At 65.6% G+C, this 16,682-nt stretch carries 13 protein-coding genes; 6 read left to right on the plus strand and 7 right to left on the minus strand.

What is annotated here, in order from left to right:
* Nucleotides 1-47 precede the first annotated feature (47 nt).
* From garD to IVB31_RS33260, 3 genes are all read left to right on the plus strand, one after another.
* On the plus strand, nt 48-1,589 hold the full coding sequence (gene garD / locus IVB31_RS33250) for a galactarate dehydratase (protein WP_247332522.1): 1,542 nt from the start codon (nt 48-50) through the stop codon (nt 1,587-1,589).
* 61 nt (nt 1,590-1,650) lie between these two features.
* Nucleotides 1,651-2,856: a mandelate racemase/muconate lactonizing enzyme family protein gene (locus tag IVB31_RS33255; RefSeq protein WP_247332525.1), complete on the plus strand. Its 1,206-nt coding sequence runs from the start codon at nt 1,651-1,653 to the stop codon at nt 2,854-2,856.
* A gap of 206 nt (nt 2,857-3,062) precedes the next feature.
* Nucleotides 3,063-3,332, plus strand: coding sequence for a hypothetical protein (locus tag IVB31_RS33260; protein ID WP_247332527.1), 270 nt, complete (start codon nt 3,063-3,065; stop codon nt 3,330-3,332).
* Between the two features lie 56 nt (nt 3,333-3,388).
* On the opposite strand, the gene IVB31_RS33265 is transcribed toward IVB31_RS33260, so the two are convergent.
* Nucleotides 3,389-3,736: a hypothetical protein gene (locus IVB31_RS33265; RefSeq protein WP_247332529.1), complete on the minus strand. Its 348-nt coding sequence runs from the start codon at nt 3,734-3,736 to the stop codon at nt 3,389-3,391.
* 352 nt (nt 3,737-4,088) lie between these two features.
* Here IVB31_RS33265 and IVB31_RS33270 point away from each other — a divergent pair, with 352 nt between their 5' ends.
* A complete protein-coding gene (locus tag IVB31_RS33270; RefSeq protein ID WP_247332530.1) occupies nt 4,089-5,237 on the plus strand; it encodes a hypothetical protein in 1,149 nt (382 codons plus the stop codon).
* A gap of 79 nt (nt 5,238-5,316) precedes the next feature.
* On the opposite strand, the gene IVB31_RS33275 is transcribed toward IVB31_RS33270, so the two are convergent.
* The gene (locus tag IVB31_RS33275; protein WP_247332532.1) at nt 5,317-5,931 is read right to left on the minus strand and encodes a DUF2147 domain-containing protein; all 615 of its coding nucleotides are present in this window, start codon (nt 5,929-5,931) and stop codon (nt 5,317-5,319) included.
* A gap of 123 nt (nt 5,932-6,054) precedes the next feature.
* The gene (locus IVB31_RS33280; protein WP_247332535.1) at nt 6,055-7,083 is read right to left on the minus strand and encodes an NAD(P)/FAD-dependent oxidoreductase; all 1,029 of its coding nucleotides are present in this window, start codon (nt 7,081-7,083) and stop codon (nt 6,055-6,057) included.
* 182 nt (nt 7,084-7,265) lie between these two features.
* On the opposite strand from IVB31_RS33280, the gene IVB31_RS33285 reads away from it, so the two are divergent.
* On the plus strand, nt 7,266-7,733 hold the full coding sequence (locus IVB31_RS33285; protein WP_247332537.1) for a thioesterase family protein: 468 nt from the start codon (nt 7,266-7,268) through the stop codon (nt 7,731-7,733).
* Between the two features lie 52 nt (nt 7,734-7,785).
* On the opposite strand, the gene IVB31_RS33290 is transcribed toward IVB31_RS33285, so the two are convergent.
* Both IVB31_RS33290 and IVB31_RS33295 read right to left on the minus strand, forming a co-directional pair.
* The gene (locus IVB31_RS33290) at nt 7,786-8,106 is read right to left on the minus strand and encodes a 2Fe-2S iron-sulfur cluster-binding protein (protein ID WP_247332540.1); all 321 of its coding nucleotides are present in this window, start codon (nt 8,104-8,106) and stop codon (nt 7,786-7,788) included.
* 165 nt (nt 8,107-8,271) lie between these two features.
* Nucleotides 8,272-8,646, minus strand: a complete 375-nt coding sequence (locus IVB31_RS33295; protein WP_247332542.1) for an Hpt domain-containing protein — start codon at nt 8,644-8,646, stop codon at nt 8,272-8,274.
* Nucleotides 8,647-9,041: 395 nt separating this feature from the next.
* Between IVB31_RS33295 and IVB31_RS33300 the strand changes: the two genes are divergently transcribed.
* Entirely contained in the window at nt 9,042-14,750 is a 5,709-nt protein-coding gene (locus tag IVB31_RS33300; RefSeq protein ID WP_247332545.1) for a negative regulator of septation ring formation, read from the plus strand.
* Between the two features lie 249 nt (nt 14,751-14,999).
* Here IVB31_RS33300 and IVB31_RS33305 read toward each other — a convergent pair whose 3' ends face one another.
* A complete protein-coding gene (locus tag IVB31_RS33305) occupies nt 15,000-15,881 on the minus strand; it encodes an MlaD family protein (protein WP_247332547.1) in 882 nt (293 codons plus the stop codon).
* Between the two features lie 16 nt (nt 15,882-15,897).
* A complete protein-coding gene (locus IVB31_RS33310; RefSeq protein WP_247332549.1) occupies nt 15,898-16,680 on the minus strand; it encodes an ABC transporter ATP-binding protein in 783 nt (260 codons plus the stop codon).
* Nucleotides 16,681-16,682 lie beyond the last annotated feature (2 nt).

A 16,682-nucleotide genomic window follows, 5' to 3' on the forward strand; every position in this document is an offset into this window, starting at 1 on the left:
GCTTCGCGCAGTTGCAAGGCTAACCCACACTACAATCTGGAGGCCGCATGGACCAGTCAGTCGCAGCGAAAGAGCAGCCCCGCTACATCAAGCTCAACGAGCGCGACAATGTCGCGATCGTGGTCAATGATTTCGGGCTTCCCGCCGGCTCCCGCTTCGCCTGCGGGCTGACGCTGCGCGCCTTCGTGCCGCAGGGACACAAGACGGCCCTGGTCGACATCGCGGAAGGCACACCGATCATCCGCTATGGCGAGGTGATCGGCCACGCACTCTCGCCGATCCTCGCCGGCGAATGGGTGGACGAGGCGCGTATCCGCATGCCGGAGGCCCCCGCCCTCGACAAGCTCGAGATCTCCACCGCCGTCCCCGCGCCGCTGCCGCCGCTCGAAGGTTTCACCTTCGAGGGCTTCCGCAATTCCGACGGCTCGGTCGGCACCAAGAACATCCTCGGCATCTCCTCCTCCGTGCAATGCGTCAAGGGCACGATGGAATATGCGGTCAAGCGCATCCGCGCCGAGCTGCTGCCGAAGTACCCGAACGTCGACGACGTCGTGCCGCTGACGCACGCCTATGGCTGCGGCGTCGCCATTAACGCGCCCGATGCGGTGGTGCCGATCCGCACCCTGCAAAACCTCGCGCTCAACCCGAATTTCGGCGGGGAGATTCTGGTCATCAGCCTCGGCTGTGAAAAGCTCGCGCCCGAACGGCTGGTGCCGGAAGGCGTCAGCGACGCCATCGTGCGCATGCAGGACGAGGCTTTTGACGGTTTTGGCGCGATCGTCGATGCGATCATGACCCAGTCCGAAGCCCGGCTGAAAATCCTCAACAAACGCACCCGCGAGACCTGCCCGGCCTCCGATCTCGTCATCGGCCTGCAATGCGGCGGCAGCGACGCCTTCTCCGGCGTCACCGCGAACCCCGCTGTCGGCTTCGCCGCGGACCTGCTGGTGCGCTCCGGCGCCACCGTGATGTTCTCGGAAGTGACGGAAGTCCGCGACGCGATCCAGCTCCTCACCCGCCGCGCCATCAACGAGGACGTCGGGCGCGCGCTGGTGCGCGAGATGGCCTGGTACGATTCCTATCTGGCCCGCGGCGGCGCCGACCGCAGCGCCAACACCACGCCCGGCAACAAGAAGGGCGGGCTTGCCAACATCGTCGAGAAGTCCTTGGGCTCGATCGTCAAGTCCGGCTCGTCCGCCATCACCGGTGTGCTCTCGCCCGGCGAGAAGGCGACGCAGAAGGGCATGCTGTTCGCGGCAACGCCTGCCTCCGACTTCATCTGCGGCACGCTGCAGCTTGCCTCCGGTATGACGCTGCAGGTGTTCACGACCGGCCGCGGCACGCCCTATGGCCTCGCCGCCGCACCCGTCATCAAGGTCGCGACCCGCAGCGAGCTGGCGCGGCGCTGGAAGGACCTGATCGATTTCGATGCCGGCGGGATTGCCACCGGTGAAAAGACCATCGAGGAAACCGGCTGGGACCTGTTCCGCCTGATCCTCGATGTCGCCAGCGGCCGGACAAAACCGTGGTCGGACCGCTGGGGCATCCACAACGACCTGACGCTGTTCAATCCGGCGCCGGTGACCTGAGCGCCGCGCGGCGCCGGCAAGAGCAAAGAGCCAAGAACAAAGACCCAAGAGGACGTGTGAAATGTCCCGCATCACGACCCTGCGCACGATCCGTATCGAAGAGCGGCCGAACCTGATCTGGATCGAGGTTGAGACCGACGAAGGACTGACCGGCCTCGGCGAGAGCTTTCGTGGCGCGCAAGCCGTCGAGGCGGCGGTTCATGAGCTTGCGGCACCGCTGGTGCTCGGCCAGGACTCCCGCCGCATCGAGGCCATATCGCGTCAGTTGCTGACGCCATATCTCGGCTTCCACAGCGTCAGCGCCGAGGTGCGGGCCGCCAGCGCCATCGACATCGCGCTATGGGACATCAAGGGCCAGCGCCACGGCATTCCCGTCCACGAGGCGCTTGGCGGGGCGAGCCGGCTCGAAATCCGCGCCTACAACACCTGCGCCGGCTACGCCTACAACACTGAGAGCGCCAAGCGCCGCGAGATCGGCGCGGACGATGCCGCGCTCGGCCCCTATGACGACCAGATCGCCTTCATGCGCGACGCCGGAGCGCTCGCCGAAAGCCTTTTGAGCGAAGGCTATGGCGCCATGAAGATCTGGCCGTTCGATCCCTTCGCCGCAAACGGCGGTCATTCAATTTCCCTGCCTGATCTCAAAACCGGCCTCGAGCCGTTCCGGAAAATCCGCGACGCCGTTGGCGACCGCATCGAGATCATGTGCGAGCTGCATAGCCTGTGGGGCGCGCACACAGCCGAACGCATCTGCCGCGCGCTCGAAGACTACAATGTGTTCTGGGTCGAGGACCCCCTCAACAAGATGGACGACGTGCAGGGTCTCGCCGACCTCAGACGGCGCGTGCAGACGCCGATCTGCGGCAGCGAAACGCTGGCGGGCGCGGCGAGCTTCCGCAATCTGCTCGCGGCCGACGCCATCGACGTGGTGATGCTCGACATCGCCTGGTGTGGCGGCTTGAGCGAGGCGCGCAAGATCGCCGCCCTCGCCGAAGCCTACAACAAGCCGCTCGCCCCGCACGATTGCACCGGCCCGGTCGCGCTGATGGCGGGGCTGCATCTGGCGCTGCATGCGCCGACCGCGATCTTCCAGGAGGTCGTGCGCGCGACGTTGTCGACCTGGTATCGCGATCTCGTCACCGCGCTTCCGAGCGTGAACAACGGCATCGTGTCTGCGCCGCGTGCACCCGGCCTCGGCCTTGCGCTCAATCCGGACGTGCGTCGCCGCGCGGATGCAGTGGTGCGAGAGTGCCATTTCGCCGCATAGGGCACGACCAACGCGCCACCGCGCGACGGCTCCCGCGAAACCGTCCGGAAACATTGGCGCGAAAAACTTCGTCCTGGTGTCGCAGCTGTCGCATCACGCAACCAAATATAGCGGCCGGCGGCGGTCGAATGTTCGTCGACGAGCGAACCTGTTGCGGCACCGCGGCGACAAAACCTCCGATTGATATCTTCAACGGAGATTTTCCAGTGCGTATTCTCTCGATGATTGCCATTGCCGGCACCATGATTGCGGGCTCGGCCGGTGCGTTCGCCGGCGAGCTTCCCTCTTACGAAGTGAACTCGTTTCCGATCTCGGCGACGCAAGTGCAGGTGCTCGGCGGCACCGGCGTCGAAGAGCAGTCGCCCGCCCCAGCGATGATCGTCGGCGGCATGCCCGCCTCGCCGGTGCAAATGTCTGTGCTGTCGCCGCGCGTGAAGCGGCTTGCGAGCGCTGACGCGGCAAGCGCGGCGCGCTAAGCACCTCCTGTCATTCCGGGTTCGACGCCACGAAGCGCCCGGAATGACCAGCCGTTCTACGTCATGCTGCCCGGCATGAAGCAGCGCACGCGCGGATGGCCGTCGATATAATGCTTCCACACCATGGTGCGGCCGATCTTGTTCGGCTCGGTGAGCACGGCGCCGTCGGGCACGACGACCCATTCGCCGTCGAGATGCACGCGATAACGGCCCTTGTCGGATTCCCAGTCGACATCGGCGACCACATAGCCGTCGGCATCCGAGCAGCATTGACCATATTCGCTATGCAGGCTCTCGAACCAGGGTTTCAGCGGCGAGTTCGCGTAGCGCCCGTCGTCGCGCGCCGGCGCCGGGGTCGCCAGCAGCACCAGCAGCGCAGCGGCACATAGTCTTGCAAGTCGCATGTCGTCTTTCCGCGGATCGCAATCGGCGCGTGGGGACAGGCGACGTCGTCCGCCGCTCGCGCCTTCAGAAGGGCACAGAGACTGCGACTCGCTCCCCCAGCAGCTTTGCGACAGCTATGCAAATCCGGCGCCAGCATGCATTCCGGGGAACTACTGCCGCACGGTGTTGTCCCGCCGGCCCGCACGTCCCGCATGTCCGAGGCACCGGCGATTCCGGCCGCGCTCTTGGAGGCTTTCCTTGTTGCGCGAGGACGTGTACGAAATTGCCACGGACGCGTTCCGCATCGTTTAATCAACTGTTTCAATTAGAGAAATCGGATGTTGGCGTGACTGGCACTGGACCGTCAGCGCTATGAGTGATTCGAAAGACCTGCTTCCCAGCCAGCAGGAGCAGACCGACTTGCCCGCAAACCAGGTGCAGTTTGCGCTGGTGATTTCGCGCATGCTCGACACGGTGCGGGAAGACCCGGAAGCCAGGCGGCAGATGGTCTACGATCTCGCCCGCTACAAGCTCCAGGAGCAGTTCACCTACGCCGACGCCAAGAACATCGACCAGATGAAGCGGGCCCTCGAGGTCGCAATCGAGGAGGTCGAAAAATTCTCGCGTGACCAGCCGCCCCTGGAGCGGTTGCAGCAACAACACCTCACATCGTCAAAGGCGACTGAGACAGGCGGTCTTCTGGTGTCCGGCGACGCGACCGTTCTGCGATCAGGGATCGGGACGTCGCGCAGCAAGCTGCCTGCGATCTCGGGCCCGCTCTGGCCGGTGATCAAACGGACGACGGCGATCCTGGTTGCCGTTGGCGCCGTCATCCTGATCGTCTCGCAGCGAGACAACATCGCCGCGCTGCGCCGGCAGATTTCGTCGCAAGTCCCCGAGATCGCGATGGTCGCGCCCAAACCGGAAACGTCGATCACGGTCACCAAGCCGGAAATGGTGACACCTGCCGCGCCTGCCCCGACGCGCGTCCTTCCAACCGACTACGGCGTCTACGCCTTGGCCGACGACAAGTCGCTGGCGGAGTTGAACGCGACCGGCGTGATGGCGCCCGACATGCGGATCGCGATATCACCGGAGTTCAAGAAGCCCGATCGTCCGCATCTGCCGAACGGCCGCGTCAAGTTCATCGTGTTTCGCCGGGACGCCGCGAACTCCATCCCGGAGCGCGTCGAGGTTCGAGTCGTCGCAAAGATCGCCAGAGAATTTTCGACCGACGCCGCCGGCAAGAATCTCAGTGGCGGAGAGGATGTCGGCGTCATCCGCAACTTCGCCTATCCGTTCCGGGTCTCGCCGATTGCGGGGAAACCCGAGATGTACGAGCTTCACGCCGGCGATTCAGGATCGGAGCTGCCGCCGGGACATTACGTCCTGAGCCTGGGAACCCAGGCCTATTATTTCCAGGTCGACGGCGAGATCACCGATCCCCGGCAATGCCTCGAGCGGGTCGTCGCCGGCAACGGCACCTTCTATGCGCCTTGCAAGAAGGCGCGGGCTTATTGACGGTCGCTACTCCGTCATTGCTTCGCTACGCTCGCAATGACGGATTGGGGGCGAGCGCCGCGCGGACCTCGGAGGCAGCCTACTGCTTCGGTGCCGGCGCCATCATCGCGCCGCCCTTCTTCGCCGCGGGCGCGGGCTTCGTCGTGGCGGTCGCCTGCGCCGGGAGATATTTGGCGACGATGGCGGGATCGACCTGGGCGATGTTGGCGTCGGGCAGGCGCGTCCAGGTCTCGTCCTTGCCGAACAGGGAAATGCCGAGGAAGCCTCGCATGGTCAGCGTCTGACCATCCGGGCTCACCGTCATCTTGGCCTTCCAGATATTGCCGTCGCGCGGATTGACCACGTTGCCGCCGTCATACTTCAAGCCGTCGCGCTTCATGTCGCGGATGAAGGAGAGCCCGAGCACCGGCGCGTTCTTGCGATCGTCGGCGCATTTCGCGCAGATCTCGTTCGGATCGTCGCCGGGGCGCGGAAAGGTCTTTGCGATCACGCCTTCGAAGATGCCGTTATGATCGATGAAGAGAAACCATCCCACCGTCTTGCCGTCTTCGACCTTTTGCCAAAGGCCCGCGGCGGTTGGTTGAGCCTGCGCCGCCGGGGCTTGCGCGGCAGCCGGCCTCGCCGCGCCGAGCGTCAGCGCAAGACCGAGCGCGAGTAGCGAGAGCAGCCGAAAGCTGGAAAAGAGATTCCGCATTATGATCACCTTGCTAGTCCAATCACCTTACTTGCAAAGACTGGAATGGCCGTAGAGTACGGCGATTTCGCGAACCGTTCCAGCACCAGAAACATGGGGCAGCGCCTGCCGTTCCCGCCGCCGTTAGTTGACACCCAGCTTCTTTTGCAGGCTGGAGGACGAGGTCGTGTACTGGAACACGAGCCGCTTCTCCGGATAGACGTAGCGATGGGCTTTTTGCGACATCAGCGCGCCCTCGTGGAAGCCGCACAGGATCAGCTTGATCTTGCCGGGATAGGTGTTGATGTCGCCGATCGCGAAGATGCCCGGCACGTTGGTCTCGAACGCGGATGTCTCGACCGGCACCAGATTGTTCTCCAGCGCGATGCCCCAGTTCGCGACCGGACCGAGCTTCATGGTCAGCCCGAAGAACGGCAGCATGGTGTCGCAGGCAATTTCGGTCACGTTGTTGTCGTTGCCCTTGACGGTGGCGCCCGTCAGCTTGCCCTCGGTGCCTGACAGCGCGGTGACCTGGCCGAGCTGCAGATCCATCTTGCCGCCGGCAACCAGCGCGCGCATCTGCTCGACGCTGTGGGGCGCGGCGCGAAAATCGTCGCGACGGTGCAAGAGCGTGATGCGCTTGGCGACCGGATGCAGATTGAGTGTCCAGTCGAGCGCGGAATCGCCGCCGCCCACGATCAGCACGTTCTTGTCGCGGAACGTCTCCATCTTGCGCACGGCGTAATGCACCGAGCTTCCTTCATAGGCTTCGATGCCGGGCACCGGCGGACGCTTGGGCTGGAACGAGCCGCCGCCGGCCGCGATCACCAATACCTTGCACTCGAACACCTTGCCGGCGTCAGTGGTGCAGCGGAACAGGGGATCGCCGATCTTCTCCACGGTCTCGATCATCTCGCCGAGATGGAAGGTCGGATGGAACGGCTTGATCTGCTCCATCAATGAGTCGGTGAGGCCCTGCCCCGAAACCTGCGGAATGCCGGGAATGTCGTAGATCGGCTTTTCCGGATAGAGCTCGGCGCACTGGCCACCGACCTTGTCGAGGATGTCGACGAAATGCGCCTTCATGTCGAGAAGGCCAAGCTCGAAGGCGGCGAACAGGCCGCAAGGGCCGGCGCCAATAATCAGCACGTCGGTTTTGATCACGTCGCTCATGTCGTCTCTTTATCGATCGTTATCGGTTGGACGGCGCCCTTTGGGCCGAGGTGACCCTGCCTGTCTAGCCAACGGGGATGGATCAGGGAAGGCATAAAAGCGGGAGCGCCCCGCAGCCGCGCCCACTTGCCGGGCCAAAATAACTGGGCTGTAACGAGCAAGGACATGACGGAGATCAATCGGTGAACGCACCAAGCCGCCACGATACGACGCCGCGCCTGGAGGACTACCCCTATCGCATCGGCGACAACGTCCGCTTCGGCGATCTCGATCCGAACCAGCACGTCAACAACGCAGTCTACGCCACCTATTTCGAGACCGGCCGTGTCACGCTGATGAAGAGCCCGGAGTACGGGCTGACACCGCCGGGGCTTGCCTGGATCATGGTGCGGCTCGACATCCATTTCCGCGCAGAGCTGCATTGGCCGAGCACGATCGAGCTCGGCCTTGGCGTCGTGAAACTGGGACGGACCTCGGTGACGTTCGAGCAGGTCGTGTTTTCGAACGGGACGTGCATTGCGTCCGCGACGTCGGTCGGCGTCATGCTCGACGAGGCGACACGGCGGCCGGCGCCGCTCACTGCGGACGTGATCGAAAAGCTAAGACCCTGGCACAAGCGCGGCATCGAGGTCGCGCCGCCAAGCTCGTAATTCAATCAACAAGCAAATGGCTTGTCGGGCAGGACCAGGCCTGAAGCGAGGATCAGGCCTGGCGCTCCGGCGTCGCCACGACGAGGCCGTCGAGCTCGTCGGAGACCTTGATCTGGCAGGACAGGCGCGAATTCGGGCGCACGTCGAAGCCGAAGTCGAGCATGTCCTCTTCCATCGGCGTCGGGCTGCCGACCTTCTCGCGCCAGGCTTCGTCGACATAGACATGGCAGGTGGCGCAGGCGCAGGCGCCGCCGCATTCCGCTTCGATGCCGGGAACGCTGTTGCGGATGGCGGCTTCCATCACGGTCGCGCCGTTCTCGACGTCCACCGTACGGGTTTCGCCCTTGTGATCGACAAAGTGAATTTTGGCCATGTGTGCTCGTGCTGCCGCGATCTAGGAAATGAAGGAGGGTCCGGGCTGTCCTATAACGGGTCGGTCAGCCCGGCGCCATAGCGTTTTGATAGGACGAGAATCCCGCTTCGCGGCAAGAAAACCCGTCAAAACAAATGACTAGGGCACGGTTCTGGCCCTGTCGCCCTAGTGCTTCAGAATCGCCTCGATGGCGGCACGGGCTTCGGTCACCGCCTCTTTCAGCGCGGCGAAGGCGTGGGGCCGGCCCTGGCCGGTCCGGATCGCGGTCTCCAGGCTGGCTGCGGCATCCGCCACCGCAAAGGCGCCGATCCCGCGCGCCGAGCCCTTGAGCTTGTGGGCGAGTGCGCCGGCATCAGTCGGCAGCGCGGCCATCGCCGCGACCAGGCGGACCGCCTGCTCGGCAAACATCGCCAGCACTTCCTGCTCCAGCTCAGCGTCGCCGAGCGTCATGCGGGCGAGATGATCGAGGTCGAGCGGGCAATCGATGGGGGCAAGCGGGGGCGAGGCCATCCAGTCCATCCGTTGCAGTTCAGGCGTCATGGCGCAGGCCCCGGCATCGCGCGATGTCCGCCGGTCGGGCGGTCAGGTTCCCTCCACCAAGCATGGAAATGGTTAACGAAGTGTTCGGGCTGTTTTGCGCAAATCTGCCTGTTTATTGCCGAAAAGTTGCCGCAATCCGGCGAGTTCGGTGGAGAATTGCATTTATTGCTAAGGCGTTACGGCGCGATCCTGTTAACGATGATTAAGATTGTCTTAATCGCGGGCATTTCATTCGCGACGCTCTGCCAATAGGATGTTTTGGAAATTGGCGGACAAGCCGTCCGGGTGGGGACGGCTCGGAGATCCGCGCAAGCGGCATGATCCGGACTGTGGGCTTGCGCAGCGCGCAGGGCTCGCGGGGGGACGCGTACAAGTAACGAGGGCTCGGACTGAACATGGCGAACACTCCGAAAAAGGCCAAAGACCCCACAGAAGTTGCGCTTTCTGCGATCCAGGAAGCCCTCAACATCAGCGACACGGCCGCGGACACCAGCCGCAACGCCTCGATGCGCAACGAAAATTCGCCTCCGGTGGCGCCACCGACTCCCCCGATGTTCGACGATCCGAGCTTCGACCCGCGGCCTGCCGCGAACGAACGCACGATGTTCGACCCGATCGATGAGCCGCGCAGCGCGCGCCGCGCCGCCAATGACGACCGCGAGACCATCGGCCAGTTGCTCCAGGCGCTTCAGAAGGGCCGCCCTGCCCGCAGCGTCTATACCTTCGCCACCGTTTTCGCCGGCGTCTGGCTCGCGGCCTGCGCCGCGCTGACGGTCGGCTTCCTGCCCTCGATCCAGGCCGCCATGGGCCAGAGCGGCGGCGTGCTCGTCATCGCCGGCCTGGTCGCGATGTTCTTCGCGCCGATCATGCTGTTCTACTTCCTCGCCAGCCTCGTCTGGCGCGGCCAGGAAATGCGCATGATCGCGCAGGCGATGGCGCAGGTCGCAATCCGCTTCTCCGAGCCGGAAGGCTCGGCCTCCGATTCCATGGTCACCGTCGGCCAGGCCATCCGCCGCGAAGTCGCGGCGATGGGCGACGGCATCGAGCGCGCCATTGCGCGCGCCGGCGAGCTCGAGACGCTGGTCGCCAACGAGGTTGCGGCGCTCGAACGCGCCTATTCCGACAACGAAGTGCGCATCCGCGCCCTGCTCCAGGACATCGCGCATCAGCGCGACAATCTGGTCGGCCAGGCCGAGCAGGTCCGCAGCGCCATCTCCGGCGTGCAGATCGATTTGCGCCATGACATCGCGCTGATCTCGGACGCGATCGCCTCGCGCGTCGACGAGGTCGCCAAGTCCATCACCGGCGCTCTCGAAGAGCGCGGCGCCCACATCACCGGTGCGCTGAGCAATGCCGGCGACAACATGATCCTCGCGCTCGGTGAGCGCGGCGGCGACCTGCTCGACCGCCTCGAGGAGGCCAGCAACGAGACCACGCGCGCCGTGCTCGATGCCAGCGAGCGGCTGACCACCAGCCTCAACTTCAAGACCGGCCACGTCCACGACGAGTTCGTCGACCTCGCCGACCGCGTCCACGAGATGCTGAACGAGCGCATCGACCGCATCACCGGCGAGTTCGAGCAGCGCTCCGCCGCGATCGTCGACGGCATCTCCGAACGCACCGAGCAGGTGCACGACAGCCTGAAGAATTCGTCGGACTCGCTGCTGCTCGAGCTCGAGCTGCGCTCCAACGACCTCTCCGCCAAGATCGACGACGCCGGCAACCGGCTCGCCGGCCAGATCATGACCAGCGGCGACAAGGCGAGCGATGCACTCGACGCCACCGTCAACACGCTGGTCGCCAAGGTCGTCAGCCAGACCGAGACCGCGCACGATTCGCTGTCACTCCAGATGAGCGCCTTCGACGAGCTGGTGAAGAACCAGGGTACCGAGCTGGTCGAGAAGTTCGCCCGCGACTCCGGCACGCTGGGCGCGCTGATCACGCGCCACATCTCCGAATTCGACCGCACCGTGAAGACCTTCGGCGGCGAGATCGTCGATCGCATGGGCCAGCGCACCCAGGACATCCACGAATCGCTGAAGGCCTATGTCGACAATTTCGACACCCGCTTCACCTCCAACGGCGGCGCGATCACGGCTGTCCTCGACCAGCGCCTGCTGCAGTTCGAGACCACGATCGGCGAACGTGTCACCCACCTCGATGCCTCGCTGAACGGCAAGATCTCCGGCCTCGACTCGACGATCGACGGTCACATCAAGACCTTCGACGAGCAACTCGTCGGCCGAGTCGCAGCGCTCGAACAGTCGTTCGACTCCCGCGCGAAGTCGGTCACCGAAACCATCGATGAACGTCTCAACACGCTCGCGACCTCGCTGACCGATGGAGCTGCGCAGGCGATCCAGTCGGTCGACACGCGGTTGACCCACCTCACGACGACGCTCACTGGCGGCGCGTCCGAGGCACTCGAGGCCATCGACTCCCGCCTGACCAACCTCACGACGACGCTGACCGACGGCGCATCGCAGACGATCCAGACGATCGATACGCGCCTGACGCATCTCACGACGACATTCAACAGCGGTGCGTCGCAGGCGCTCGAGTCCGTCGACAGCCGCCTCACCTACCTGACGACCGCCCTGACCAACGGCGCATCGCAGGCCGTGCAGTCGATCGACACCCGCCTCACCCTCCTGACCTCGACGCTCACGGACGGCACCGCGCAGGCGATCGAGGCGGTCGACCGGCGCATCACCGGCGTCACCGAGATCATCGACGGCCGCAGCATGCATCTGACCGACACGGTCACGGCACGCTTCCAGGACATCCACCAGGCCATCGAGACCAAGGTCGGCTCGGTCGCCAGCGACATCGACGTGCGCGTGGCGCAGTTCGAGGACCTGCTCGGCTCGCGCGTCGAGGCCGTCGCCGGCCGCATCGAGAGCAGCGGACGCCAGGCCAGCGAGGACATGATGTCCCGCGCCGAGATGATCTCGACCGCGATCCGCTCGCATGTCGAGGATGCCGAGCGCTCGCTCACCAACCTCGTGGTCAACACCAGCGAGACCATCCAGACCGGCGCGCGCACCGCCCAGCAGTCGCTGATGACGGTCTCCTCCGACGTCAACGCCCAGCTCAAGATGACCTCCGCCGAGGTCGAGCGCGCGCTGACCGCGGTCGGCACCGGTGCCGCGAACTCGATCCTGAGCAGTGCCCGCGAGGCACAGACGACGCTGGTCGCCGCATCCGGCGATGCCTCCAACCAGATCAAGGGGCTCGCGGCCGACGTCGAACGCACGCTGTCATCGGCGGGCTCGGCGACCGCAGCCTCGATCCTGGCCGGCGCTCGCGAGGTGCAAACCACGCTCGTCACGGCGTCCTCGGACGCGGCCAACCACGTCAAGACCCTCACCGCCGACGTGCAGCGCTCGCTCTCGATGGCCGGCTCCGCCACGGCGGAATCGATCACCGCCGGCGCCCGCGACGCGCAGAGCACGCTGATCGCGGCCTCGAGCGAGACCGCCAACCAGATCAAGGCGCTGTCCTCGGACGTGCAGCGCTCGCTCTCGATGGCAGGCACCGCGACGGCCGAGACCATCATGACCGGCGCGCGCGAGGCCCAGAGCACGCTCGTCAACGCGTCCACGGATGCGGCGAGCCAGGTCAAGTCGCTCGCGGCCGAAGTGCATCGCTCGCTCTCGCAGGTCGGCCAGTCGACCGCCGAGACGATCACGACCAGCGCTCGCGACGCCCAGAGCACCTTGCTGGCGGTCTCCGCCGAACAGACCGGCCAGGTCCGTTCGCTGGCGGCCGAGATGCAGCGTGCGCTGGCGACCGCCGGCGGCGCCACCATCGAGGCGCTCACCAGCGGCGTGCGCGAGGCCCAGGGCACGCTGATCTCCGCCTCGACGGACGCGGCGAGCCAGATCAAGTCGCTGACCACGGACATCGAGCGCACGCTGACCTCGGTCGGCGCCGACACCGCCTCGACCATCCTCAACAGCGCGCGCGAGGCGCAGACCTCGCTGACCACGACGTCGGCGGACGCCGCAAGCCAGATCCGCGCGATCTCGACCGAGATCGAGCGCACGCTGAGCACGGCCACCGCGAACGCGACCAACGACATCCAGACCAGCGCACTCAACGCCCAGAACGCGCTGATCAACGCTTCCAACGAGGCGAGCTCGCGGGTCAAGTCGAGCTCGGCGGACGTCGAGCGCTCGGTGCTCGCCGCAAGCAGCAGCTTCGGCCAGGCCATGACCGGCAAGACCGACGAGATCGTCACCTACGTGCAGCAGCAATCGGACCGTCTCGCGAACATGATCGATGCCAAGCGCGGCTCGCTCGTGGACGCGATCGGCTCGAAGACCAGCCAGCTCACGCTCGACATCGACCGCGTCACGTCCGACGCGCTGAAGTCGATCGAGACGCGCGGCCACGCGTTCTCGCAGACCATGATGGGCAACGGCTCGGAAGTCGCCCGCACCATCAACTCGGCGAGCGAGATGGCGACAGGCGCCGTCAACAAATCGCTCAAGGACCTCGAGCAGGCCTCGCGTTCGGCGATCGACCAGTCGCGCCAGGTCTCGATCGCGGCCGTCACCGAGATGCAGGAGACCAGCAAGATCCTGCGCACCGACACGGTCGCCCTGTTCGAGCGCCTGCGCGAAGGCAACATCCTGCTCCAGGAGGTGCTGACCGGTGCGCACGACAACCTCAACTCGCTCGAGCGGGCGCTGGTGACGCGCGTCGCCGACTTCGTCTCGGCGATGAACGACGTCACCTCGCGCAACGGCGCCGCGACGCAGAACCTGGAAGACCAGCTCAACGTCTTCAATACGAAGACCACGCGGGCGCTTCAGGATCTCGGCGAGCTGTCGACCCAGTTCGACGCGCACGGCAAGGCCCTGGTCGAGGCCGCCCAGGTTGTCGAGCAGAGCAACAAGAACACCACCGCCTCGCTCGCCGAGCGCAAGCAGGCGCTGGAATCGCTGGTCACCACGATCGACCTGCGCACCACCGATCTCGACCAGCGCCTGTCGCGCTTCACCGGCCTGCTCGATGAATCGCTGGCCGCCGCCGAAGAGCGCGCCCGCGACATCGCCCGCGTGGTCGCGGAGACCGCCGGCGCAGGTTCCGCCGCGATCACCCGCCAGTTCGAGGCGGTGCGCGCGGCGTCCGAGGAGGAGCACCGGCAGACCGTCGAGTCCATGCACGACATCTACCGCCAGACCACGGACGAGGCGGATGCGATGTTCAAGCAGTCGACCGAGAAGTTCAGCAACCTCGTCGCCAGCATGAAGCAGATGGCGTTCGAGATGCACAACGAGCTCGAAGCCACCCGCAACGAGCTGCGCCGCGGCGTGCTCGAGATGCCGCAGGAGGCCGCCGAGAGCACGGCGCAGATGCGCAAGGTGATCGTCGACCAGATCGAGGCCCTCGCCGAGCTCAACCGCATCGTGGCCCAGCACGGCCGCGGCCTCGACGTCTCGACGACGGGCCGCGCCAGCGTGCAGCGCCAGGAGGAGCCGATGCTGGCGACCGTCGGCGCGCGGGGCACCACCGAGACCCGCATGCGCGACACCGGCAGCGCCTCGACGCTGCCGCCGCCGGACCTCGGCATGCCGGCCTCCCCGCGCCGCACTGAAGCCCCGCCGGTCGCACCCGCCGGCAACGACCAGGGCCGCGACGGTTGGCTGTCGGACCTCCTCAACCGTACGGACGCCAACCAGGGCGCTCCGACCGGTCGCGAGGCGCCCCGTGGCCGCGCGGCACCCGCTCCGCAGCCGCAGCCCCCGCAGAGCAGTGGCAATCCGCTGGAATCGCTGTCGCTCGACATCGGCCGGCTGATGGACCGCAACCTCGCCGCCGAGATGTGGGACCGCTACCAGCGCGGCGAGAACAAGGCCTTCACCAAGCGCCTCTACACGCCCGCCGGCCAGAAGGCCTTCGACGAGGTCGCCCGCAAGTACCGTTCAGATCGCAACTTCAAGGGCACGGTCGACCGCTATGTCGCCGAGTTCGAACGCCTGCTCGACGAGGTCGCTCGCGACGGCCGCGGCCCGCAGGAGCTGCGCAACCACCTGACCTCGGAGACGGGCCTGGTGTACACGCTGCTCGCGCACAGCGCGGGACGGCTGGGGTAAGACCCAGCTCGCAAATGACGAATATGGAAACGGAGGCCTCGTGGCCTCCGTTTTTGTTTTGGGTGTCATTAGGAACGGAGCAATCGACAAACATTCGGTGTCGTCCTGGCGAAAGCCAGGACCCATACCGCGAGGTCTGTCGATTGCCGCCGGTGGCAGTACCGAACGACTGGCCTTCGCCAAACCCCTCCCTGGGGTAATGGGTCCTGGCTTTCGCCAGGACGACGCCTGAAGCGCCAGGCATTCCGTCTACTGCCGCCGGCGCTCCGGCGCCGCGGGCTTCGGCGGCTCTGGCGGGGGCGGCGGAGCGGCGGCCGGCGCGTTGTTGCTGGCGCCGAACAGCACGCGGGTCGGGTTGCGATCGAAATTGTTCACGGCGCGGCTGATGTCGCCGAGCGTGCGGCGGCCATCCATCATCAGCGCGCCGGAGCGCTTGTCGAAATCGTCGGCCAGTTCGCGGATCGATTTCACCGCCTGGAACAACTCGCCGCCATCCTTGCCACCGGCGAGCGTGTTGAGGCCGAGCATGAGGCTGTCCGCCTTGAGCATGACGCCGTCGACCCTGGCCATCACGCCGTCGATCTTCTCGGAGTTGCGGGCGAGCGAGTTGGTGAAGGTCTCGAGATTCTTCAGCGAGTTCTTCACCGATTCCTGATTGTCGGCGACGATCTTGTTGATGTTCTGCAGCGTGCCGCGGATCGCCTCGGTGACGTCCTGGAGCTTGTTGGGATCGGCCGTCAGCGACGGGATGCCGTCCTCGTCGAGCGGCGGCGGCGGGGCCGCCTCCTCGCCACCCTTGAGCGAGATCGCCGCGACGCCGGTCAGGCCCTGGAATTCGAGGCCGACCAGGGTGTCCTTGCGGATCGGGGCGTTGTTCTCGACCATGGCGAGTGCGACAACCCGCCGCGGGTTGTCGAGCTTCACCGAGACCACCTCGCCCACCCGGATACCGTTGAAATTGACGCTGCCGCCGTTGCGCAGGCCAGCGGCCGGGCCCTCGAACACGACGCGCAGGGGGCTGCGCTGCTTGGTGGTGTGCAGCGACTGGAACCACAGCACGAAGCCGATCGCCGCGGCGATCACCGCCAGCGTGAACGATCCGATCAAGACGTAATTCGCGCGCGTTTCCATCAGCTACTCCGGCACCTCAGCCCATCACCGCGCGAGCGCGCTTGCCATGGAAATATTGCCTCAGCCAGGGATGCTGCGAGGCCTGCATGTCGGCGATCGACCCTGCCGCAATGATCTTACCGTTCCCTAAAACGGCGATGCGGTCACATGCTGTGTAAAGGCTATCGAGGTCGTGCGTTACCATGAAAACCGTCAGCCCCAAAGTACGCTGCAGGGTCCTGACCAACTCGTCGAAGTCGCCGGCGCCGATCGGGTCCAGGCCCGAGGTCGGTTCGTCGAGAAACACCAGATCCGGATCGAGCGACAGCGCGCGCGCCAGCGCCACGCGCTTGATCATGCCGCCCGACAGTTCGGAGGGAAAGCGATCGGCGACTTCGGGCTTGAGGCCGACCATGGTCAGCTTGGCGATGGTGATCTCGTCCATCAGCCGTTGCGAGACCCGCAGATATTCGCGCATCGGAAACTGGATGTTCTGCCGCACCGTGAGCGAGGAGAACAGCGCGCCCTGCTGAAACAGCACGCCCCAGCGCCGCTCCACATTGCGGCGCTGCGATGTACTGGAGGCATCCAGATCGACGCCGAAGACCTCGATGCTGCCCGCGACCTTCGGCACGAGGCCGATGATGGTGCGTGTCAGCACCGACTTGCCGGCGCCCGAAGGGCCGACGAAGCCGAGGATCTCGCCGCGCTGGACGTCGAGATCGAGACCGTCGAGCACGCGGGTCGCGCCGAATTGCACGGTGATGTCGCGGACGCGGATGATGGGGTTTTGAATCCCGTTTTGGGTACCTTGCGCCACCG

The sequence above is a fragment of the Bradyrhizobium sp. 21 genome, assembly GCF_023073335.1.
GTDB lineage: Bacteria > Pseudomonadota > Alphaproteobacteria > Rhizobiales > Xanthobacteraceae > Bradyrhizobium.